Below are 21,235 nucleotides of genomic sequence, written 5' to 3' on the forward strand. Positions count from 1 at the left end.
GCGCCATCAGGGACTCGAACCCCGAACCCGCTGGTTAAGAGTCCACGGCCGGACCTGTCGGGTGGTGTCGAGTGATGTCAGGCAAGACCTTTTCGTGTGGTCGCGGGGCGTGGTGTGTTGGCCGGTGTCGTCGTGCGGTGGAGGTCTCGGGCTCGCAAATGCCAGGTTGTGTCGCTTGGTCCGGTCCGGGTCTGGCACCGCGCCTTGGGGATGTCGTGACGGGGTCGGCGGTTCGGCGTGATGCTGTCGTCTCGGCGGTGAGCCGAGTCGAACAAGGTCGATCGGGCCAGACACGAAGCGACGTTCTCTGCGAAGTTTGTCCTGATTCGGAAGGATGCCGGTGGCTGCCGAACCGCACCCGGCGGCGGAGGAGCGGCTCAACTGCGAGTTCCGCCGCAGGATCAACTGCGTCACCGACTCCCGGCGGCTGATCTCGCTGCTGGGCATGCTGTCGAAGACGGTGTCGCACGGTTTCTACGAGGCGCACGCCGACTGACCGGATAAAGCTGCGGACGACCAGCGCCGGATCCTGAACGCGCTGAGCGCCCGGTCGGCGGCGTGTGCTCGGTCGATCGTGGAGAAGCACTTCTCCGACGGCGGTGAGCGCGCGGTGGCATTGCTGGAGAAGCAGGGCTTCTGGGAGCGCTGACCGAGATTCCGCCGCGAATGCGGTCCCCGGCTCGAAGGCGGCTTGACCGGCGGGCCAGACCATGGACGACGGGCTCGTCCCCTTCGTGCAGGTCGTAGTACGACTATCCCTTGACCACGGCGGGTTCCTCCTTGTCCGTGCGGGCACGGCGGACGATCTCATGGCTATCGCGATATACGCCGAACCCTCCGGGGATGTCGCCGACGATCCCGGCAACGTGCGGGTGAGCAGCTCGGCTGTTGGCTGGCCCGCCAGCACCGAGAGCCTCGTCGCTGTGCTCTGATCTCTAATCACTCTCGGTGCGAGTCTGGATCCCGACTGCCGCATCGGCGTCGCGCGCATCCGGCGAGGGGGTATTCCAACTGCCCAACAGTCGCAAGGCGTCTTCGGCAGGCGAGCCCGGTTCAGGCAGGAACGTCACCATCTGAAGACCGGCGGCGCCGGGCAGTTCCAGCGATTCGTAGTTCAGGACGATTTCCCCGACGACGGGGTGCTGGATGCGTTTCTTTCCGCGCCGGTGAACGGATACGTTGCGAGTAGCCCACATCGTGCGGAACTCCAGGCTGGCGGTGGAGAGCTGTCCGATCAGTTCGACGAAGGCCTTCGCCCGAGGCGTACGCGCCGATTCGGCTTGCAGGGTCGCCACGGTGTCCTCGGCCACCGCGTTCCATTCGGGGAACGTTTCGTGGCTGTGCTCGTCGAGGAATACGTAACGGGCCAGGTTCGGGAGTCCCGTACCGCGATGACGGTTGTAAATCTCGGAGTACAGAGCCCGGCCCAATGAGTTCGTCGCGAGGAGATCGAGGCGTCCGTTGTGGATCGACGCGGGCAGTCCCGGCATCGCGTCCATCAGCTGCCGCACATTGGCGTGGATCTTGCCTGCCGGCGCGGGGCGGCGCGAGCGGGGGCCCGCGGCGCGGGAGAGATCCAGCAGATGTTGCCGTTCGACCTCGTCGAGCTGCAGGGCGGTGGCGATGGCGTGCAAGATCTCCTCCGAGGCGCGGGCGATGTCACCGCGTTCGATCTGGGCGTAGTACTCGGTGCTCACGCCGGCGAGCACGGCGACCTCCTCGCGGCGCAGCCCGTCGACCCGGCGCTTGCCTCCTCCGGGCGGCAGCCCTGCCTGCTCGGGGGTCACCTTGGCGCGCCGCGTCATCAGGAATTCCCTGACTTGTCGCGAAATGTCCATTCCTCCACTTTAAGGAACGGGGGCGTGGGGAGGCATCTGCCAGCAGCCCACCCCAGATCCGCGTTTCGCCAGGGCATAGCGGGCGTCCTCGGGCAGGCAGCGCAACGGAGAGCGCCGCTGTCATGAGTGTCCGCCTGGGTCGCCGAGGGGCGGCAAATCAGGCCTCGATTCGTGCTGAGGCGGTGTTTCTGTCCCAGCTTGATTCGACCGACCCGCGGCCCAGGCGGAGAGGAGGCGCAGCCCGTTCTCGGTGGCGGACCCCGGGGCCGCGGACATGAACACGACGGATTGCTCGGGGTCGTGGGGGCAGGTGAGCATCTGCCAGTCCATGATCAGCTCTCCGGCGACCGGGTGCTGGTAGCGCTTGGTGCCGAACGTCTTGAGCGCGACCTGATGGGATGCCCACAGGCGGCGGAAGTCGTCGTTCCCGGCGCACAAGTCCTCGACCAGGCGGTCGAGTTCGGGGTCGGCCGGCGAGGAGGCGGCGTCCATGCGGGCGAAAGCGACGCACAGACGCGAATTCTCCTCCCAGTCCTGGTCGGTGTAGAGCGCGCGGACTCCTGGGTGGAGGAACGTGAGTCTCAGCAGATTGCGCTCAGCTGCGGGGAGCGCCCCGAAGTCTGTGTACAGGGCGGCGGCCAGTGGATTCCACGCCAGGATGTTCATATGCCGCCCGAGCACCAGGGCCGGGGCGTCGTTCATGCTGCGCACGAGGCGCAGTGTCTGCGGATGCACGCTTTGCGGCTGTAACTCGCCGACCGTGGGGGAGTTGGTGCTTCGGTCAGCGAGCTGGTGGAGGTAATGCACCTGGTCGGCGTCCAGCCGGAGTGCGTCGGCGATGCAGCCGAGCACGCCGGTGGACGGCGGGAGCCGGCCTTGTTCGATCCGGGTGTAGTACTCGGTGCTGATCGACGCGAGCTTCGCGACTTCCGCCCGTCGCAGACCAGCGACGCGGCGCGGGTGTCCGGTGTTCAAAAATCCCACCTGATCGGGGGAAATGTCAGCCCGTCGGGCCCGGAGGAAGTCGCCGAGCGCGTTGTCCCTGGCGTGCTGGTTCGTGCGCATGAGGTATCCCGTTTCTCTCGCGGTCAGGTTCCGGGAAGGGGGTAGAGATCTCTGCCCCTCAGATGCCCCGCACGATCGCCGCTCAGATGAGACAGTCCGGATTGAGCAAACGTTCCAGCCCTCTGGCTGCGGAATCGAATGCACTTCCAGGAGGCGTCAGTCGTGGAAAACATCGAAACCGTCACTTTCAAGAACAAGAACGTGGACGTCGCCGCGGACATCCACTTCCCGCCCGGGTTCGACCCGGCGCAGAAGTACCCGGCCATCGTCAGCGCCCACCCGGTCGGGAGCTGCAAGGAGCAGACCTCCGGCTCGGTCTACGGCAAGGCCTTCGCCGAAGCGGGCTTCGTCGTACTCGCCTTCGACGCGGGCTACCAGGCCGGCAGCGGCGGCGAGCCACGCCAGCTCGAAGACGCGACTGTGCGGGTGGAGGACTTCCGCTGCGCTGCCGACTACCTGGTCACCCTCGACTACGTGGACGAGGACCGCATCGGGGTGTTCGGCATGTGCGCCGGCGGCGGCTACACCTGGTCCGCCGCGATGACCGAGCGCCGGTTCAAGGCGGTCGCGACCGTGACCGGCGTCAACCTGGGCCGCCTGATGCGCGAGGGCGACATGTCCCCGGACGCGGCCATCACGACACTGGAAGCGGTCGCGAAGCAGCGCACCGCGGAAGCCCGCGGCGGCGAACAGCGACGCGACAGCTCGCTGCCGCCGTCGGTCGAGAAGGCCAATGAACTGGGTCTCGTGCCGCCGATGCACATCGACGTCGCGGAGGCCACCGAGTACTACAAGACGCCGCGTGGAGCCCACCCGCACGCGACGAACCTGTGGCTGTTCTCGTCCCTGGCGCCCACGATCGGCTTCGACGCCTACCACCTCGCGGACAAGCTGCTCACTCAGCCGCTGCTGCTGGTCGTCGGCAACAAGCCGGGGGAATTCGGCGCCTACCGGGACGGGCACACCGTCTTCGACCTCGCCGCCTCGAAGGACAAGCAGCTCCTGATCATCCCGGACGTCTCCCACTACGACCTCTACGACAAGCCCGAGGCCGTCGGGCCTGCTCTGGAGGCACTCATCCCCTTCTACCGGAAGCACCTCTGAGCGGTCCGGCCCCGCCAACGGGCCGGCCGTTTCGGCAAACGGCCCCTTCGTCCTGTCGGAGGGGCCGTTCTGCGCATGCCGTGCGGTCGACGCGTCCCTCATCCTGTTAAGCCGTCTGGAGTTCACTGATGACCACCGCCACTTCTCCTGAGGCGATCGCTTCCGCGCTGGCGCAGGGGTTCGCCTACACCCGGCGCGTCCCGGTGCTGCGTCGTCCTGACGAGTACGGCCTCGCCTACGAAGATGTCAGCTTCCCTTCGCAGGACGGCACGCCGCTCGAAGGCTGGTTCATCCCGGCCGACTCCGACAAGCTCGTCATCGCCAACCACCCCATGCCCTGCAACCGCTACGGCTACCCCGGGCACCTTCCCGCCTACGCCACTCCCTTCGCGGACTTCGAGGTCAACTTCCTGCCGGACTGCAAGAACCTCCACGACGCCGGCTACAACGTTCTGGCGTATGACCTGCGCAACCACGGCCGTAGCGGCGCGGCCAACGGCGGCCTCGTCGGCATCGGCCTGTTCGAATACCGCGACGTGATCGGATCGGTGCGCTACGGCCGTGAGCGCATGGGCATCGGCACTTCGCGCATTGCCCTCCTCTCCCGGTGCCTGGGAGCGGACTCCACGATCGTCGCGATGTCCAAGCACCCCGAGGTGTTCGACGGTATTCCGGCTTTCGTCGCCGTTCAACCCGTGTCGCTCCGCGCTCTCGCGGAAACCGCACTGGCTCAGGTGCCCGGCGGGATCGGCCTGCTGGAGGTGGAGCTGAAGAACCTCACCGGCTTCGACCTGGACGAGCTGTCCCCGCTGAATCATGCGAAAGACGTCACCGTGCCGACGCTCATCGCCCAGGTCCACCACGACTCCAGCACCCGGCCCGAGGACGTTCAAGGCATTTACGACAACCTCGGCGCGAAGGACAAGAAGCTGCACTGGATCGAGGGAACCACCCGCCGTTTCGACGGTTACAACTACTTCGCCGAGAACCCCGGGCAGATGGTGGACTGGTTCACCTCACACCTCGCTTGACTCGCCTGGAACTGCTGCCCTGGCGCGCCCCGGAGATCAACCCCGAAGCTGGCCGGACACTGTCCGGCCAGCGCTCCGATGGATCGGGTATCGGCCCGAACTGACGCGAATGGCGTGCGACTGTCCACTGCGGCCACCTGCGCATCGCCCCCCCGTGCCGTTGCCTGACAGAGGGCAGGGGTCATCCGATGAACCGGGGCGGCCGCCGCTCGGTGAAGGCCGCGATGCCCTCGGCTGGGTCGGGTCCGGCCATCGCCCGCAGGACGGCCTCGCGTTCCAGGCGTAGCCCGGTTTCGAGCGGCTCTTCCGAGGAAGCGCGGCAGAGGCTTTTCATCGCGGTCAGCGCGGGCCGGCTGCGCTCGGCGAGCGTTTCGCAGTACTCGAGCGCGGCGGCGGCCAGTTCGGCGACAGGCACGACATAACTTGCGAGGCCCCACTGCAGCGCGGTCGGGGCGTCGATGCGGCGTCCGGAATACATCAGGTCCAGTGCGCGGTTCGGCCCGACGACGCGGGGCAGCCGCTGGGTCGCGCCCCAGGCCGGGACCAGCCCGTATTGCACGTGCTGGTCGCCGAACCGGGCGTTGTCCGCGGCGAAGACCACATCGCAGCAGAGGAGCAGCTCCAGGCCGCCTGCCAGGGCCATGCCCTGGCAGGCGGCCACGACCGGGAGCGGACTGCCGGACAGCCGGGCCAGCGTGGCGTGCACGAGCCGAAGGAATCCGTCCAGCTCGGCGGAATCGCCGAGCATCGACTTGGCTTCGGCGAGGTCGCCGCCGGTGCAGAAGTGGTCGCCGTCCGCGTGCAGCAGGACGGCTCGCACGCCGGATCCCGGCCGTTCGAATGCGTCCATCCCGTCGGCCAGCTCGAGGAAATCCTTGCGGCGCAAGGCGTTGAACTTCCCTGGCCGGTTCAGCTCCAGCAATCCGACCGCTCCGGCTCGCGTGACGGCGACCATCAGACGGCCGGTTCCGCGGAACCGGACCGAGCCTCGACGGTCGTCTTGACCGACCGGGGCAGCTCCCGCAGGAGCAGACCGGCGACGACGGAGATCAGCGCCGCGCCGCCGTTGTAGATCGCGACCGTTGTCCAGCTGCCGCTCGACTTGAACAGGGCCGCGGAAATCAGCGGGGCGAACGAGCCGCCGAGCACAGCGCCGAGGCCGTACGACACGGCGAGCGCGCTGTAGCGGATCGAGGGCGGGAACGCGAGGGCGAAGAAAGTCGGCTCCGCGGCGGAGTTCGCGCTGACTGACATGAACAGCAGCACGAAACCGGCTGCCATCGGCAGGTAACTGCCACTGCCCAGCAGTGGGTAGAACGCGAACGGCGTCAGCACCAGTGCGATCGCGGACACGACGAACACCTGCTTGCGGCCGAACCGGTCGGTCAGCAGACCGAACAGCGGGGTCGAGAACATGTACATCGCGGTCACGATGAGCAGAATCGACAGCAGCGTGGTCTTCGGCTGGTGCAGCACGGACGTGCCGTAGGTGAGCGAATACACCGTGACGACATAGAAATTGACGTGGGTGCCGAGGCAGCACAGCATCACCAGGATCATCGGGCGCCAGCCGCGCTTGACCGCGTCCGCGAGCGGGACTCGCTTCACCGCTTGCGCGTTTTCCACGCGGACGAACTCGGGGCTTTCGTCGAGCTTGACCCGGATGTAGAGGCCGACCAGCACCAGTACCGCGCTCAGCAGGAACGGGACGCGCCAGCCCCAGGTGAGGAAGGCGTCGCCGGGCAGTTCATTGAGCACCAGGAACAGCAGGTTGGCCAGGAGCAGCCCCCAGCCCGCGCCGGAGTTGACGAACGCGCCGGCCAGGCCGCGTCGTTTGTCGCCTGAGCTTTCCACGCTCATTACGAAGCCGCCCGCCTGTTCCCCGCCGAGAGCGAGGCCCTGGATCAGCCGGCAGAGCACGAGCAGGATCGGCGCGAAGATGCCGATCGTGCGGTAGGTCGGCAGCAGGCCGATGGCGAAGGTGCCCACGCCCATCAGCATCATGGTCAGGAACAACACGCGCTTGCGGCCGATGCGGTCGCCGAGGTTGCCGAAGATCGCCGCGCCGATCGGGCGCATCACGAACGCGATCGCGAAGGTGGACAGCGACAGCAGAACCCCGGCGGCGGGGTCGACCTGCGGGAAGAACAGTTTTCCGAACACCAGCGAGGCGGCGACTCCGTAGACCAGGAAGTCGTAGTACTCGACGGTGGTGCCGACCATGCTGGCCACCACGGCGCGGCGGCCGGACCTGGCACGGCCGGCGGATTCCGGTGCGGGCGGGGATTTCGGCGTCGTCATTGAACGCCCCTCTCCGAATGGGTGCGGGCAGACCGGGAATGTGATCGAATAGTCCCCGAGTGGGGTTGCCGTAGCGTAAGCAGGCTCACCCGCGCAATCAATTCGGAGTTCCCGAAGCACCGCTTCGGGTTTGCGAAATAGGTTTCCTCCGCCCGCGCGCGTAGCGTCCCGTGGATGGGAGACACGCATTCCGGGCCGCTGGCGGGGGTACGGATCGTCGAACTGGGCGGCGTCGGGCCGACGCCGTTCGGCTGCATGCTGCTGTCCGATCTCGGGGCCGAGGTGCTGCGGATCGAACGCCCGCCCGGCTATGACGGCGGCGCGCCGATCGAACCGCGGTTCGAGCTGATGAACCGCGGCCGCCGCGGCGTCCCGTTGGATCTCAAACGCCCGGAGTCGGTCGCCGCGGTGCTGCGACTGGTCGAACGGGCCGACGCGCTGGTCGAGGGGTTCCGGCCGGGCGTCGCGGAGCGGCTGGGACTCGGGCCGGACGAATGCCTGGCCGCGAACCCTGCGCTGGTGTACGGCCGGATGACCGGCTGGGGCCAGGACGGGCCGCTGGCCAAGGCCGCCGGCCACGACGTCAACTACGTGTCGCTGACCGGCGTCGTGCACTCGATCGGCGAGGCGGGCGGTCCGCCGGTCATTCCGTTGAATCTGGTCGGCGACTTCGGCGGCGGCTCGCTCTACCTCGCCCTCGGCGTCGTGTCCGCGCTGCTGGAGAGCCGCACGTCCGGCAAGGGGCAGGTGGTGGACGCGGCGATGGTCGACGGTTCGGCGTCGCTGATGACCGCGTTCTACGGCTTCCGCGCGGCGGGCTACTGGACCGACGAACGCGGCACGAACCGGCTCGATTCCGGCGCGCCCTGGTATCAGGTGTACGAGACCGCGGACGGAGGCTGGATCAGCCTTGCCGCGAACGAGACCCGGTTCTGGCGCAACAGCCTCCGGATGCTCGGGTTCACCGAGGACGAACTGCCCGGTCAGCACGACCGGGAGCACTGGCCGGAGATGAAAAAGCGCTTCGCCGAGGTGTTCCGGACGAAGACGCGCGACGAATGGTGCGCGCTCGCCGAGGGACAGGACGTCTGCCTCGCGCCGGTGCTGTCGATGGCCGAGGCTCCGCAGCATCCGCACCTGCGGGCGCGCGGGACGTTCGTCGAGGTCGACGGCGTCGTGCAGCCCGCTCCGGCACCGCGGTTCAGCCGTACGCCGGGAGCGATCCAGCGGCCGCCGGCCGGGCCGGGGGAGCACGCGGACGAGGTGCTCGCCGACTGGGGGTTCTCCGCCGCCGAAGCCGCCGCCCTGCTCGGCTGAGTTCGGAAACCCCGAATCCGGCCTTCGGGAATCGTCAATTGGCTTTCCGGTCCGGCCGCATTAACCTGATGGAAACCGCGATGGGAGTACGAGAAAATGTGCGCGAATTTCCTCAATGAATCGCAGGCGGAATGGCTGAAGACCGTCAACGACTTCATGGACAACGAAATCACCGTCGAGTACGTCCGGAACTGCGACTTCGAACGGCAGTACCCGTACGAGGCGTATGACAAGATCGCGAAGCAGGGCTGGCTCGGCATCCTGATCCCGGAATCCGAGGGCGGCTCCGGCGGGGACATCTTCGACTACTCCCTGATGGCCGAGGGCCTGGGCAAGTTCGGCTTCGACTTCGCCTGCTCGGTCCTGGTGCCGACGTTCACCGCGATGAACATCATCAAGTACGGCACCGCCGAGCAGAAGGCGCGCTACGTCAAGCCGTTCATCGACGGCGAGATCCGGTTCTCGGTCTCGATTTCCGAGCCGGACGCCGGTTCCGACGCGGCCAACACCAAGACCCACGCCCGCCAGGACGAGAACGGCGACTGGATCGTCAGCGGCTCGAAGCTGTGGTGCAGCGGCGCGGCGGCGAAGGACACCGTCATCGCGATGCTGGTCCGCACGGACAAGAACGACAAGCACAACGGCCTGTCCGTGCTGCTGATCCCGAACGACACCCCGGGCTTGGACATCCGCAAGCTCCCGACGCTGTCCCGGCACGCGACCGGCACCACCGAGATCTTCCTCGACGAGGTCCGGGTGCCCGCCGACGCGCTGCTCGGCGAGGCCGGTCAGGGCTGGAAGATCATCACCGAGCACCTGGAGCTGGAACGCTGCGCGGTCGCCGCGGCCTACACCGGCAACGCGCAGGAAGCGGTGAACAACGCCAACCGCTACGCCCACCAGCGCACCCAGTTCGGCAAGCCGATCCGCGATTTCCAGGTGCTCAAGCACATGCTGGCGGAGAACCAGACGCGCGTCGACGCCGCCCGCCTGCTCTGCTACCGCGCCGCGCAGATGAAGGCCGAGAACCTGCCGGCAGCGCGCGAGACGTCGATGGCGAAGCTGTACGGCTCGGAAACGCTGAAGCAGTGCGCGCTCGACGGCATGCAGATCCTGGGCGGCTACGCGAACCTGCCCGAGGGCGACATGGAGCGGTACCTGCGCGAAAGCATCCAGTCCACGATCGGCGGCGGCACCTCGCAGATCCAGCGCACGATCATCGCGAAGTCGATGCGCCTGCCCGCCTGACCCGCTCGTTTTCCTGAGGAGAGAAGATCAATGGGGATCAACAACCGCATCGACATGCCCTACGACGAGCTGGAGGTCGGCCAGGTCTTCCGCACCGGCGGGCGGACGATCACCGAGGCCGACGTCGTCAACTACTGCGCGCTCACCGGCAACTGGATCGAAATCCACTCCAACAAGCATTACGCGGAGCAGACCCGGTTCGGCAAGCGGCTGGTGCAGGGCTCGCTGACGTACTCGATCATGACCGGGCTGATCCAGTTCGGCCCGTCGATCCAGGCGAACTACGGGATCGACAACCTGCGCTACCTCAAGCCGGTCGCGATCGACGACACGATCTACGTGACCGCCGAAGTCACCGCGAAGAAGGAAAAGGACGACAAGTACGGCGTCACGACCTTCCTGATGAAGGCGCTCAACCAGGACGGTTACGTGGTGCAGCGCAGCGAGTGGAGCCTGCTGATGCTGCGCCGCCGCGAGGACCTCGAAGCGCTGCTCGCGGCGTCCCTGCCGACGGAGAAGCAGCCGGAGAAGAAGTGAGCGCCGGCGAACCGGTCGCCGCGATCGTCGGGATGGGCGACGCGTACGCGTCGAAGGCCGACCGGAAAGACCCGCTGCAGCTGGCCACCGAGGCGACGATGGCCGCGCTGGCCGACGCCGGGATCGGCAAGCACCAGGTGGACGCGGTGTTCACCGGGCGCTCGCCGTGGGCGGACAAACGGTCCCAGTGGAGCAACATCTTCATCTCGCACCTGCAGATGCCGGTGACGCTCAACAGCGAGATCACCCTGCACGGCGCCGGATTGACGTCGACCATCGCGGTGGCGTCGCAGATGATCGCGGCCGGTGCGGCGGAGTACGTGCTGTGCGTGCAGAGCGACGCGACCGAACTGTTCGTGGACGCGGTCGCGATGGGTTCGGAGGCGGACTCGGACCCGCAGTACGAGGTGCCCTACGGCCCGACCATCCCGTCGCTGTACGCGCAGGCCGCGCACCGGTATTTCCACGAATACGGGATGACCGAAGAGGATCTCGCCGACGTCGCCATCGCCAATCAGCGATGGGGCGCGCAGCATCCGCACGCGGCGAAGCGCAAACACGGCGAGATCGACCGCGAGAAGGTGCTGTCCTCGCCGTACGTCGCCACACCGCTGCGCCGGTGGATGTGCTCCACCTGGGGCGGCGGCACCGGCGGCGCGCTGGTGGTGACCTCGCCCGAACGCGCGAAGGAAGCACGCGATCCGATCTGGGTGCGGGGCTACGGGTCGGCGACCACCCACGAGTACCTCACCGACCGGATGAACATGCGCTCGGGCCGGTTCGCCGGACTGGGCGAGTTTCCGAACCTGACGCACACCGCGACCGTGGAGGCCGCCCGTCAGGCATTCACCCGGTCCGGGCTGACTCCGTCCGATGTGGACATGCTGCAGCTGTCGGTGAACTTCGCGCACATGGGCCCGATCATCATGGAGGACCTGGGTTTCGCGAAGAAGGGCCACGGCATCGACGTGTACCGCGAAGGCCGGACCGGCGTCGACGGCGACCTGCCGACCGACACCAACGGCGGCTGGCTTTCCTTCGGACAGCCCGGGATCTCGTGCAATATGGACAGTCTGGTCGAGGCCGTCCGCCAGCTGCGCGGCACCGCGCTGGGGCTCGCGCCGAAGCGGAAACCGCGCACGGTGCTGGTGCAGGGCGCGGGCGGGATGCTCGCCGCGGCGGGCGTGATGGTGTTGTCCGGCAACGAAGCTGGGAGGCCGTGATGAGCGAGGACTGGCCGCAGCCCTACCGGCTGCCCGACGCCGAACCGTACTGGGCGGCGCTCGGCGAGGAACGGCTCACCTATCAGCGCTGCGGTGCGTGCAGCGAGGTCGTGTGGCCTGCGCACTCGTACTGTCCGCACTGCTCGGCCAAGTCGCTGGGCTGGGAGGAATCGCGGGGCCGCGGCACGGTGTGGTCCTACAGCACGGTCATGCGCGGCCCGACGCCGACGTGGGCGGCGATCGTGCCCTACACGGTCGGGTTCGTCGAGATGGCGGAGGGCTACCAGCTGTTCACGCAGATCGAGGCGGAACCGGACGCGATCGAGATCGGCATGCCGGTCGAGGTCCGGTTCGTGCGGCGCGGGGAGCAGACGCTCCCGGTGTTCGCCCCGGCCGCGGAGGGATGACATGGCCGGACCGCTCGACGGAGTGCGGATCCTGGACCTGACCTCGAACTTCATGGGTCCGTACGCGTCCCTGCTGCTCGCGGACCTCGGTGCCGACGTCGCGAAGGTGGAGCCGCCGGAAGGCGACACCACCCGCGGCGTCGGGCCGCGGCGCAGTCCCGGGATGGCGGCGATCTTCCTGCACCTGAACCGGAACAAGCGCAGTCTCGTCCTCGACCTGAAGCATCCGGACGGGCGGGACGCGCTGCTGCGGATGACGCGGTCGGCGGACGTGCTGCTCTACAGCCTGCGCCCGGCGGCGATGCGGCGGCTCGGTCTGTCCTATGCGAACCTGCGGGAAGTCAATCCGCGCTTGGTGTACTGCGGTTGCTTCGGCTTCGGCCAGAACGGCCCGTACGCGAGCAAACCGGCCTACGACGACCTGATCCAGGCCGCGGTCGGAATGCCGGTGCTGCAGAGCCGGGGCGCCGGAGAGCCGGCGTACGTGGCCACCGCGATCGCGGACCGGGTGGTCGGCATGGCGACGTCCTCGGCGGTGACGGCGGCGTTGTACCGGCGGGAACGCAGCGGGCGCGGCCAGGAGGTGCAGGTGCCGATGTTCGAGACGTTCGCGCACTTCGCCATGGGCGACCACCTCTACGGGCACACCTTCGTGCCGCCGATCGGGGACTGGGGCTACGCGCGGATGATGAACTCCGACCGCCGCCCGTACCGGACCCTCGACGGCTACCTCGGCGTCAACATCTACACCACCCGGCACTGGCAGCGGTTCTTCGCCGCGGTCGGGCGGGCGGATCTCGGCGAGGACCCGCGATTCGCCAGCATCGACGGCCGGACCGAGCACATCGGCGAGCTGTACGCGTTCCTGGCCGAGGTGTTCGCCACCCGAGCCACCGCGGACTGGCTGAAGCTGCTCGGCGAGGCCGACATCCCGGCGATCCGGATGAACACGCCGGAGACGCTGCTGAGCGATCCGCACATGGAGGAGATCGGGTTTTTCGCGGAGCAGGACCATCCTTCGGAGGGACGGCTGCGCACCATCGGCATCCCGCAGCAGTGGAGCGAAAGCGCTCCCGGGCTGCGGTACCCCGCGCCCCGGCTCGGCGAGCATTCGGCGGAGCTGCTGGGGGAGTTCGGGTTCGGCGAGAACGAGATCGGCGCGCTGGTTGCCTCGGGCGCGGCCGGGACGGGAGTGCGCGATGACGCGTGAACTGCCCCTGACGGGGATCGTCGTGGTGGAGCTGAGCGACAGCGCGTCCGCGCCGTTCGCCGGCAAGATCCTCGCCGAACTCGGCGCCGAGGTGTGGAAAGTCGAGCGGCCGACCGGCGACTCCGCGCGCAGCTGGGGGCCGAGCGAGTGGAAGGGCGACGGAGCGGCGTTCCACGCGCTCAACCGCGGCCGCCGCTACCTCAGCCTCGACATCAAGGACCGCGGGCAGCTGGCGACGCTGCACCGGCTCATCGCCGAGCGGGCCGACGTGTTCCTGCACAACCTGCGGCCGGGCACTGCGGCGCGTTACGGCCTCGACGCGGAGAACCTGCGGGTGACCAAACCGGAACTCGTGCACTGCGAGATCGGCGCGTTCGGCAAGGCCGGGCCGCTGCGCGAACTGCCCGGCTACGACCCGCTGATGCAGGCGTTCGCCGGAATCATGGACATCACCGGCGAAGCCGACGGCGGCCCGGTGCGCGCCGGGGTGTCCATTGTGGACTTCGGAACCGGGATGTGGGCGGTGATCGGCGTCCTCGCGGCGCTGAACCGGCGGCACGTGAAGCACACCGGGGCGGCGGTGGACGCGTCGCTGCTGGAGACGGCGATCGCGTGGAACTCCGTCGGCATCGCCGGCTACCAGGCCGACGGGCATCCCGGCGGCAGGCACGGTTCCGGCGTGGCGTTCATCGTCCCGCACCGCGCGTTCGCGGCCTCGGACGGCGCGTTGATCGTCAGCTGCGCCAACGACGCGCTGTTCGCCCGGCTGTCCGAGGCGCTCGGCCATCCGGAATGGGCGGCCGACCCGAGGTTCGCCGGAAACGCCGCACGGCTGGACAATCGCGCCGAAATCGACCGGCTGATCGGCGAGCGGATCGCGACCGGCACCCGCGCGCAGTGGCAGGAACGGCTGGAGGCGGCCGGGATCCCGTGCGCGCCGGTGCAGACGACGCCGGAGCTGGTCGGCCACGAGCAGACCCGCGAACTCGGCATCATCGGCACGGTCGACGAGGACGAGATCGGCGTCGTCGGGCTGCCGCTGTCGTTCGACGGCTGGCGTCCGCCTCCGCTGCACCCGGTCCGCCCGACCGGCGCGGACAACGACCTGCTCGGCTCGGTGCTGCCGACCCGGGCCTGAACCCCGTCCCAGGACAGAAGTGGAAAATGTCATGGCTGCGCCGTATTCGGAAAAGCAGTGGAGCGCGATCGAGTCCGCCTCGGCGGACGAGGCCAGGGTCGTGCAGGAAGAGCGGCTGCGCGAGCAGTTGGCGTACGTGGGCGCGCGGAGCGAGTTCTACCGGGAGAAGTTCGCTGCTGCCGGAGTGGATCCGGCTGCGGTCCGGACGGTGGAGGACCTGGTCCGGCTGCCGTTCACGGAGAAGCAGGAGCTGCGCGAGAGCCTGGCCGCCGCGCCGCCGCTGGGCGCGCACGTGGCGGCGGGCCCGGACGAGATCGTCCAGATCCAGGCCTCCTCGGGGACCACGGGCAGCCCCTCGTATGTCGGGCTGACCCGCAGCGACATCGAAACGTGGTGCGAGCTGGGCGCGCGGGCGCTGTACGCGAACGGGTTCCGGCCCGGGGACCGGCTGCTGCACGCGTTCGGGATGAGCAAGGGGTTCGTCGGCGGGCTGCCGGTGGTGCAGATCCTGCAGCACATGGGGATCGTCGACATCCCGATCGGCGCCGAGGCCGGTGCGGAGCGGCTGCTGCGCGTCCAGGCCGACCAGCGGCCGAACGCGCTCATCGGGACGCCGTACTTCCTGGCGTACCTCGCCGAACAGGCCCCGTCGATCGTCGGACTGGACGCCCGCGAGCTGGGCGTTCGCGCGATCAGCGTCGGCGGCGAACCCGGCGGCGGGCTGCCCGCGGTGCGGGAGAAGCTCGAAGCGCTGTGGGGCGCGACCTCGCGGGAAATGCTCGGCGGGACCGACATCGCGTGCACTTACTGGGGCGAGTGCGAGGAAGCGAACGGGATGCATTTCCTGTCGCCGGACCTGATGGTCGCCGAGCTGATCAACCCGGACACCGGGGAGCAGATCGCCCCGGTCGAGGGCGCGCAGGGCGAGCTGGTGTACACCGCGCTGCGGCGGCAGGCGTCGCCGCTGGTGCGCTTCCGGACCCGGGACCACGTCGTGGTGACCGGCACGGACTGCGCGTGCGGGCGGACCGGGTACACGGTGCGCTGCATCGGCCGGACCGACGACATGCTGATCGTGCGCGGGATCAACGTGTTCCCCTCGGCGATCAAACAGCTGGTAGCGGAGCTGGCCCCGGTCACCACCGGCGAGATGCGGATCCGGGCGGACTTCGAGGGGCATTCCACCCAGAAGCCGCTGCCGCTCGTGGTCGAACACGCGGCGGGCCTTCCGCCGGAGAAACAGGATGAACTCCGAGCGTCCCTGGAGAGCCGGATCCGGTCCGCGCTGAACGTGAAAACCGCCGTCACGCTGGTCCCGGACGGCTCCTTGAAGCGCCCCGACCACGTGAAAGTCAACCTCGTCGAACGGGTGCCCGCGCAGACCGCGTGATAGAGGTAAAGCGTGAGCGCGTTCAACAGGCTGCACCTGATCCGGCAGGTCGACCTCCTGACCCTGCGGTTGTTCCTGTCCGCGGTCGAGGAGAAGCAGATCGGGCTGGCCGCGATCCGGGAGAACGTCTCGGCGTCGACGGCGACGAAACGGATCCACGACCTGGAGGCCATCGCCGGCATCGAACTGCTGGACCGCGGCCCGCGCGGGGTGGTGCCCACGCCCGCGGGCGCGGTGCTGGCGCGGCACGTGCGGAAGATCTTCGGCAGCCTGGAGGACATCCGGTCGGAAATCGCGGCGTTCAGCGAGGGAATGCAGGGCGATCTGACGATCGCTTCGGCGCGGTCGATCTTCGCGCCGTTTCTTGCCCGGGAACTCGGTGAATTCTCCCGGCAGTACCCGCAGGTCCGGATAATCGTCCACGAAATCGAAAACCGGGAAATCCTGCAGGAGGTCGCCCGCGGCGAAGCGGACCTCGGCGTGTTCGCCGCGGCGCACGAACTCGATCTCACCGGAGTGGACGTGACGCCGTACCGCCGCGACCGGATCGTGGTGGCGCTGCCGCGCGGCCACCGGCTCGCGGACCGGCTGAGCGTGACGTTCGAGGAACTGCTGCCGGAGCCCCTGATCGCGGTCGGCCCGATGTCGGGTGCGTTCCGGGCCGCGGCGCGGCGCCTCGGCGAGGAGTTCGAACCGGCGTTCAGCGTGCGCAGCGGGGAGGTCGCGCTGAGCCTGGTGCAGGCCGGTCTCGGCGTCGCGGCACAGCCGGAGTGCATGGTGACCCGCGAATTCCTGGAGCGGGTGGCGGTCGTCGAACTCGCCGAACCGTGGGCCGAGCGAAAGATCCACCTCGCGACCGCGGCGGGCCGCCGTCCGGCTGCCGCGTGCCGGGCGCTGATCGAACAGTTGCTGGACCGGCCCGTCGACGAACCCCCGGTGGCCGACTGAGGTCCGTGAAGGACTCCTTGGGGGAATCAGATTCCCTCAAGGGGCCCTTCACGGACCTCAACTCGTTCCGGCGGGTGCTCCGCTTTGCCTTGGCGGGCAACGCAACCGCGCGGCCCGCCACCCCCGCGCCGCTGCTGAGAAACCTCGTGCGCGGCGATCGCCGCGCACGACCGCTTTCCCGTTCTCGAATTGCTTCTTCGGATATTCCGAATTGATCCCGCGGGCGTGATCTGCCTAACATCGAACGTGCGGCGGGAAATCTCCTGCGTCACATTTCGCACTTTTCACCAGCGCTTTTCCGCGCTGTCCGCAAAGGAGGCCGAAGCCTATGGGCGCACATCCGGGCACGGTGGTCGCGTGCTGACCCGCGGCGCGGTGCTGCGGGCAACTCCCGGCCAGTACGAGGTGGTCGAACTGGAGGTCGAGGACCCGCGGCCCGGCGAAGTCCGCGTCAAGATGGCCGCGAGCGGCCTGTGCCACTCCGACGACCACTTCGCCACCGGCGACCAGACCCCGCCGATCCTGCCGTTCGCCGGCGGGCACGAAGGGTCCGGGATCGTCGAGGCGGTCGGGCCCGGCACGCCGGGCTTCGCCGAGGGCGACCACGTCGTGTTCTCGTTCCTGCCGGTCTGCGGCCGGTGCCGGTTCTGCGCTCGCGGCCTGCAGAACCTCTGCGACCTCGGCGCCTCGCTCGGCACCGGCGCGCGGCCGGAGGACCCGACGTCGTTCCGGCTGTCGCTCGACGGGCGGCCGGTCGCCCAGATGGCCGGGCTCTCGACGTTCTGCGAGCACACCACCGTGTCCACCGCGTCGGTGATCAAGATCGACCCGGACATCCCGCTCGACCTCGCGTGCCTCACCGGCTGCGGCGTCGGCACCGGATGGGGCGCGGCGGTCAACTCGGCCGCGGTGCGGCCCGGGCACGTCGTGATCGTGATGGGCATCGGCGGCATCGGGATCAACGCCGTCCAGGGTGCCGCGCACGCCGGCGCGGCCGCGGTGATCGCGGTCGATCCCGTTGCGTTCAAACGGGAATCGGCCTTGAAGCTCGGTGCGACGCACGCGGTCGCGGACATGGCCGAGGCCACCGAACTCGCCCGGTCGATGACCAACGGCCAGGGCGCCGATTCGGCGATCGTCGCAGTCGGCGTCGTGACCGGGAAACACCTCGGCGAAGGGCTCGCCGCGGTCCGCAAGGCGGGTACCTGCGTCGCGGTCGGGCTTGGCGAGAGCTTCGTCCGCGACGGCGACTTCAACCTGCACGAACTCGTCCTGTACCAAAAGCGCCTGCAAGGTTCCCTGTTCGGCGCGAGTTCGCCGACCGCGGACATCCCGGCGCAGCTCGAGATGTACCGCCAAGGCGTGCTGAAACTCGAGGAACTGGTCACCACCCGCTACGCCCTCGACGACGTCGCCGCCGGTTTCGACGACATGAAGGCAGGCCGGAACCTGCGCGGCGTTCTCGTCCACTCCTCCTAACGCCCGAAGACCGAAAGGACAACGATGTCCGCACACGCTTCGCCGCGCGAGACGATCTCCGTCGGCGACATCAGCATCACCTACCTGCCCGACGGCGAGGCCAGCGTCTCCGAGACCGCCCTGTTCCCGGCCGGGACGCCGGAACTGTGGAACGCGCACCGGGAGCTCTTCGACGACGACGGGAAGCTCCTGCTCTCCCTCGGCACCTTCCTCATCCGGACCGGCGACCGCAAAATCCTCGTCGACCTCGGCTTCGGCGACCACACGGTGGCGTTCCCCGCCGCGGACGGCGAGTTCCGCTCCGGCCGCCTGCTCACCAGCCTCCGCGAAGAGGGCCTGACCCCGGAAGACATCGACACGGTCTTCTACACCCACCTGCACATCGACCACGTCGGCTGGACCGCGCAGGGCGACGCGCTCACCTTCGGCAACGCCCGCCACGTCGTCGGCGAAGGCGAAATCGACTACTGGTCGTCGCTGGGCGACAACCCGATGGCTGCGGTCGGCCCCGGCGGCGTGCTGGGCCCGCTCGAAGGGCGAGCCGACGCGGTTTCCGACGGCGCGGTCATCGCACCCGGCGTTTCGGTCGTCGCGACTCCCGGGCACACGCCGGGCCATTGCTCGCTCGTCGTCTCATCGGGACAGCAGCGCGCGATCATCCTCGGCGACGTCCTGCACTGCCCGGTCCAGCTGTCCGACAACGAGGTTTCGCTGGTCTTCGAGGTGGATGCCGAACTGGGCAAACGGACCCGCGACCGGATGATGGGCGAGCTGGCGGGCGACCCGCACGCGGTCGCGGCGCAATGCCACCTCACCGGTTCGGCGTTCGGCCGGGTCCTGCGCGCCGATTCGCGGCGGAGCTGGACGACGCTCAGCGCGCAGGGGGTCTCGTGACCACCGGCACCGCGATGGCCACCCCGGGCGCGACGACCGAGTACTTCGAAATCGACTCGACCGCCGTCGGAGCCCGGTTCGCGGTCAGCGTTTTCCTCCCGCGCGGCTACGAGGGAAGCAGCCGGGAGTACCCGCTGGTCTATGCGACGGACGGCAACCTCATCGCACCGCTCACCGAAGGCGTGCGCGGCGCGATCACCGATCGGCAGCAGGCGCGGCCGGTGGAGCCGTATCTGCAGGTGAACGTCGGGTACGTCGCCGCCGACGCGCCGAGGCAGCTGGTGCTGCGCAACCGCGACCTGGTGCCGCCGGGGGAGGGCGTGCCGGACTTCATGCGCGCGCACATCCGGCGGCGGCTCGGCGTCGAGTCGGGCGCGGCGCCGGAGTCGATGTACGAGGAATTCTTCGCCCAGCAGAAGAACGCCCGCGCGGACAACTTCCTCGCGTTCCTGGAGACGGAACTGCACCGGGAAATCTCCGCGCGCTACCGGTTCCGTGCCGACGACGTCGGGCTTTTCGGCTATTCCTACGGCGGGCTGTTCACGCTGTTCGCGCTCACTTCGGGATCGAGCCTGTTCACCCGTTTCGGGGCCGGCAGTCCCGGGGTCGTCGTCCCGGACAGCCGCATCTACGAACGTTACGAAAAACTGCTGGCGGACACCGAATCTCCGGTACGGGAAACTTTCCTGCACCTGACCGTGAACGCGTACGAAATGCTGGGTCCCAGCCAGTTCTACCGGCATCTGGGGATCGAGTTCCTGCGCTTTCTCGACGTGGCGACCGAACGTCCGCTGCCCGGCCTCCGGGTCAGCACCGAGCTGATCGCGGACGAGTCGCACAGCAGCGGAATCGTCGACGCCTACCGGAGTTTCCTGCGCACCTGCTACCCGGGAGCCGCCTCGTGAAGACGACCGCCGCACTGCTGTGGGAAGCACCGGGCACGTGGGACGTGCGCGAGGTCGACCTGGACCCGCCGAAGGCCGGAGAAGTCCTCGTCCAGGTGATGGCGTCCGGGCTGTGCCACTCCGACGACCACTTCGCCCAGGGCGACATCCCCTTCCACTCCTACCCGGCCTGCGGCGGGCACGAGGGCGCGGGCATCGTCCGCGAGGTCGGCCCGGGCGTCACCCGGGTCGTGCCGGGCGACCACATCGTCACGTCGTTCATCCCGGCGTGCGGGCACTGCCGGATGTGCGTCACCGGACGGCAGAACCTGTGCGACAACGGCGCGCTGATCACCGTCGGCACCCAGCTCGACGGCACCTTCCGGATGCACGCCGACGGTCTTGGCGTCGCACAGAACGCGTGTATCTCCACGTTTTCCGAGTGGACTGTCATCCCGGAGGTCTCCGCGACGCCGATCCGGCGCGACATCCCGTTCGAGGTCGCCGCCATCGTCGGCTGCGCGGTGCCGACCGGCTGGGGATCGGCGGTCCGCGCGGCCGGGATCGACGCCGGCGACGTGGTGATCGTGATGGGCGCCGGCGGCATCGGGATGAACGCCGTGCAGGGCGCGCGCTACGTCGGCGCGGAGCGGGTCATCGCCGTCGATCCGGTGGCCATGAAGCGCGAACTGGCACTGAAACTCGGGGCCACGGACGCGTTCTCGGACATCGGCGAGGCGGCCGAACTGGCCCGATCGCTGACCGACGGCCAAGGCGCGGATTCCGCGATCGTGTGCGTCGGTGTGCTCGCCGCTGAGCACTTGGCACAGGCGTACGGGACGATCCGCAAGGGCGGCACGCTCGTGGTGACGAGTGCGGCCAACCACGACCTCACCGGAATCCCGGTGCCGCTGCTCGATTTCACCATGTCGGAGAAACGGATCCAAGGCGCGCTCTACGGAATGGGCGGCCCGGCCCGGGAAATCCCGCTGCTGCTGGACCTGTACCGGAACGGCTCGCTGAAGCTGGAGGAATTGATCACCCGTACCTACGACATTGAACAGGTGAACGAGGCGTACTCGGATATGCACAACGGGTTGAACGTGCGCGGCGTGGTGAGTTTCGCGGACCGGCACCGGTGATTCGGACTTCCCGAAGGACCGATTCAAAATTCGTCACTTGAATGGGAGGTGCCCGCGAATTACGGTGAAAACACCGGAA

Annotated in this window: 21 protein-coding genes and 1 pseudogene; 18 read left to right on the top strand and 4 right to left on the bottom strand. The window is 68.6% G+C overall.

Annotated elements, in window-relative coordinates:
* Positions 1-340: 340 nt before the first annotated feature.
* Positions 341-496, top strand: a complete 156-nt coding sequence (locus tag FKO37_RS15655) for a hypothetical protein (RefSeq protein WP_238604801.1) — start codon at positions 341-343, stop codon at positions 494-496.
* 313 nt (positions 497-809) lie between these two features.
* Complete coding sequence (locus tag FKO37_RS47155; protein WP_255806986.1) at positions 810-932, top strand: hypothetical protein; 123 nt, start codon at positions 810-812, stop codon at positions 930-932.
* Between the two features lie 3 nt (positions 933-935).
* On the opposite strand, the gene FKO37_RS15660 is transcribed toward FKO37_RS47155, so the two are convergent.
* Complete coding sequence (locus FKO37_RS15660; RefSeq protein WP_238604802.1) at positions 936-1,838, bottom strand: helix-turn-helix transcriptional regulator; 903 nt, start codon at positions 1,836-1,838, stop codon at positions 936-938.
* A gap of 120 nt (positions 1,839-1,958) precedes the next feature.
* A complete protein-coding gene (locus tag FKO37_RS15665; RefSeq protein ID WP_238604803.1) occupies positions 1,959-2,903 on the bottom strand; it encodes a helix-turn-helix domain-containing protein in 945 nt (314 codons plus the stop codon).
* 162 nt (positions 2,904-3,065) lie between these two features.
* Here FKO37_RS15665 and FKO37_RS15670 point away from each other — a divergent pair, with 162 nt between their 5' ends.
* Positions 3,066-4,007 carry an alpha/beta hydrolase gene (locus FKO37_RS15670; RefSeq protein ID WP_238604804.1) on the top strand — a complete coding sequence of 314 codons (942 nt, stop codon included), beginning with the start codon at positions 3,066-3,068 and terminating at the stop codon, positions 4,005-4,007.
* Positions 4,008-4,135: 128 nt separating this feature from the next.
* Positions 4,136-5,038, top strand: coding sequence for a S9 family peptidase (locus FKO37_RS15675; RefSeq protein ID WP_238604805.1), 903 nt, complete (start codon positions 4,136-4,138; stop codon positions 5,036-5,038).
* A gap of 181 nt (positions 5,039-5,219) precedes the next feature.
* On the opposite strand, the gene FKO37_RS15680 is transcribed toward FKO37_RS15675, so the two are convergent.
* Both FKO37_RS15680 and FKO37_RS15685 read right to left on the bottom strand, forming a co-directional pair.
* A complete protein-coding gene (locus FKO37_RS15680) occupies positions 5,220-5,993 on the bottom strand; it encodes an enoyl-CoA hydratase/isomerase family protein (protein WP_238604806.1) in 774 nt (257 codons plus the stop codon).
* Complete coding sequence (locus tag FKO37_RS15685; protein WP_238604807.1) at positions 5,993-7,339, bottom strand: MFS transporter; 1,347 nt, start codon at positions 7,337-7,339, stop codon at positions 5,993-5,995. The genes FKO37_RS15680 and FKO37_RS15685 overlap by 1 nt, the downstream gene beginning before the upstream one ends.
* 174 nt (positions 7,340-7,513) lie before the next feature.
* Here FKO37_RS15685 and FKO37_RS15690 point away from each other — a divergent pair, with 174 nt between their 5' ends.
* The 14 genes and pseudogenes from FKO37_RS15690 (at position 7,514) to FKO37_RS15750 (ending at position 21,156) form a co-directional block, all read left to right on the top strand.
* Entirely contained in the window at positions 7,514-8,656 is a 1,143-nt protein-coding gene (locus FKO37_RS15690; protein WP_238604808.1) for a CaiB/BaiF CoA-transferase family protein, read from the top strand.
* A gap of 96 nt (positions 8,657-8,752) precedes the next feature.
* Positions 8,753-9,904, top strand: coding sequence for an acyl-CoA dehydrogenase family protein (locus FKO37_RS15695; protein WP_238604809.1), 1,152 nt, complete (start codon positions 8,753-8,755; stop codon positions 9,902-9,904).
* Positions 9,905-9,934: 30 nt separating this feature from the next.
* Positions 9,935-10,441, top strand: coding sequence for a MaoC/PaaZ C-terminal domain-containing protein (locus FKO37_RS15700; protein ID WP_238604810.1), 507 nt, complete (start codon positions 9,935-9,937; stop codon positions 10,439-10,441).
* Entirely contained in the window at positions 10,438-11,664 is a 1,227-nt protein-coding gene (locus tag FKO37_RS15705; RefSeq protein ID WP_238604811.1) for a thiolase family protein, read from the top strand. The genes FKO37_RS15700 and FKO37_RS15705 overlap by 4 nt, the downstream gene beginning before the upstream one ends.
* The gene (locus tag FKO37_RS15710; protein WP_238604812.1) at positions 11,664-12,071 is read left to right on the top strand and encodes a Zn-ribbon domain-containing OB-fold protein; all 408 of its coding nucleotides are present in this window, start codon (positions 11,664-11,666) and stop codon (positions 12,069-12,071) included. The genes FKO37_RS15705 and FKO37_RS15710 overlap by 1 nt, the downstream gene beginning before the upstream one ends.
* A 1-nt stretch (position 12,072) precedes the next feature.
* Complete coding sequence (locus FKO37_RS15715; RefSeq protein WP_238604813.1) at positions 12,073-13,281, top strand: CaiB/BaiF CoA-transferase family protein; 1,209 nt, start codon at positions 12,073-12,075, stop codon at positions 13,279-13,281.
* The gene (locus tag FKO37_RS15720; protein ID WP_238604814.1) at positions 13,271-14,419 is read left to right on the top strand and encodes a CaiB/BaiF CoA-transferase family protein; all 1,149 of its coding nucleotides are present in this window, start codon (positions 13,271-13,273) and stop codon (positions 14,417-14,419) included. The genes FKO37_RS15715 and FKO37_RS15720 overlap by 11 nt, the downstream gene beginning before the upstream one ends.
* A 31-nt stretch (positions 14,420-14,450) precedes the next feature.
* Positions 14,451-15,809, top strand: coding sequence for a phenylacetate--CoA ligase family protein (locus FKO37_RS15725; RefSeq protein WP_238604815.1), 1,359 nt, complete (start codon positions 14,451-14,453; stop codon positions 15,807-15,809).
* Between the two features lie 12 nt (positions 15,810-15,821).
* Entirely contained in the window at positions 15,822-16,757 is a 936-nt protein-coding gene (locus FKO37_RS15730) for a LysR family transcriptional regulator (protein ID WP_238604816.1), read from the top strand.
* Positions 16,758-17,073: 316 nt separating this feature from the next.
* A pseudogene (locus FKO37_RS47760) lies at positions 17,074-17,121 on the top strand (DUF3982 domain-containing protein); the annotation flags it as partial.
* Positions 17,115-18,236, top strand: a complete 1,122-nt coding sequence (locus FKO37_RS15735; protein WP_238604817.1) for an NDMA-dependent alcohol dehydrogenase — start codon at positions 17,115-17,117, stop codon at positions 18,234-18,236. The pseudogene FKO37_RS47760 and the gene FKO37_RS15735, both read left to right, overlap by 7 nt.
* A 24-nt stretch (positions 18,237-18,260) precedes the next feature.
* The gene (locus FKO37_RS15740; protein WP_238604818.1) at positions 18,261-19,130 is read left to right on the top strand and encodes an MBL fold metallo-hydrolase; all 870 of its coding nucleotides are present in this window, start codon (positions 18,261-18,263) and stop codon (positions 19,128-19,130) included.
* Positions 19,127-20,035: an alpha/beta hydrolase gene (locus FKO37_RS15745; protein WP_238604819.1), complete on the top strand. Its 909-nt coding sequence runs from the start codon at positions 19,127-19,129 to the stop codon at positions 20,033-20,035. The genes FKO37_RS15740 and FKO37_RS15745 overlap by 4 nt, the downstream gene beginning before the upstream one ends.
* The gene (locus FKO37_RS15750) at positions 20,032-21,156 is read left to right on the top strand and encodes an NDMA-dependent alcohol dehydrogenase (RefSeq protein WP_238604820.1); all 1,125 of its coding nucleotides are present in this window, start codon (positions 20,032-20,034) and stop codon (positions 21,154-21,156) included. Before FKO37_RS15745 ends, FKO37_RS15750 begins: the two co-directional genes overlap by 4 nt.
* The last annotated feature ends 79 nt before the right edge of the window (positions 21,157-21,235 follow it).

Origin of the sequence: Amycolatopsis sp. Poz14, assembly GCF_006704225.1 — a bacterium.
Classification (GTDB): domain Bacteria; phylum Actinomycetota; class Actinomycetes; order Mycobacteriales; family Pseudonocardiaceae; genus Amycolatopsis; species Amycolatopsis nivea.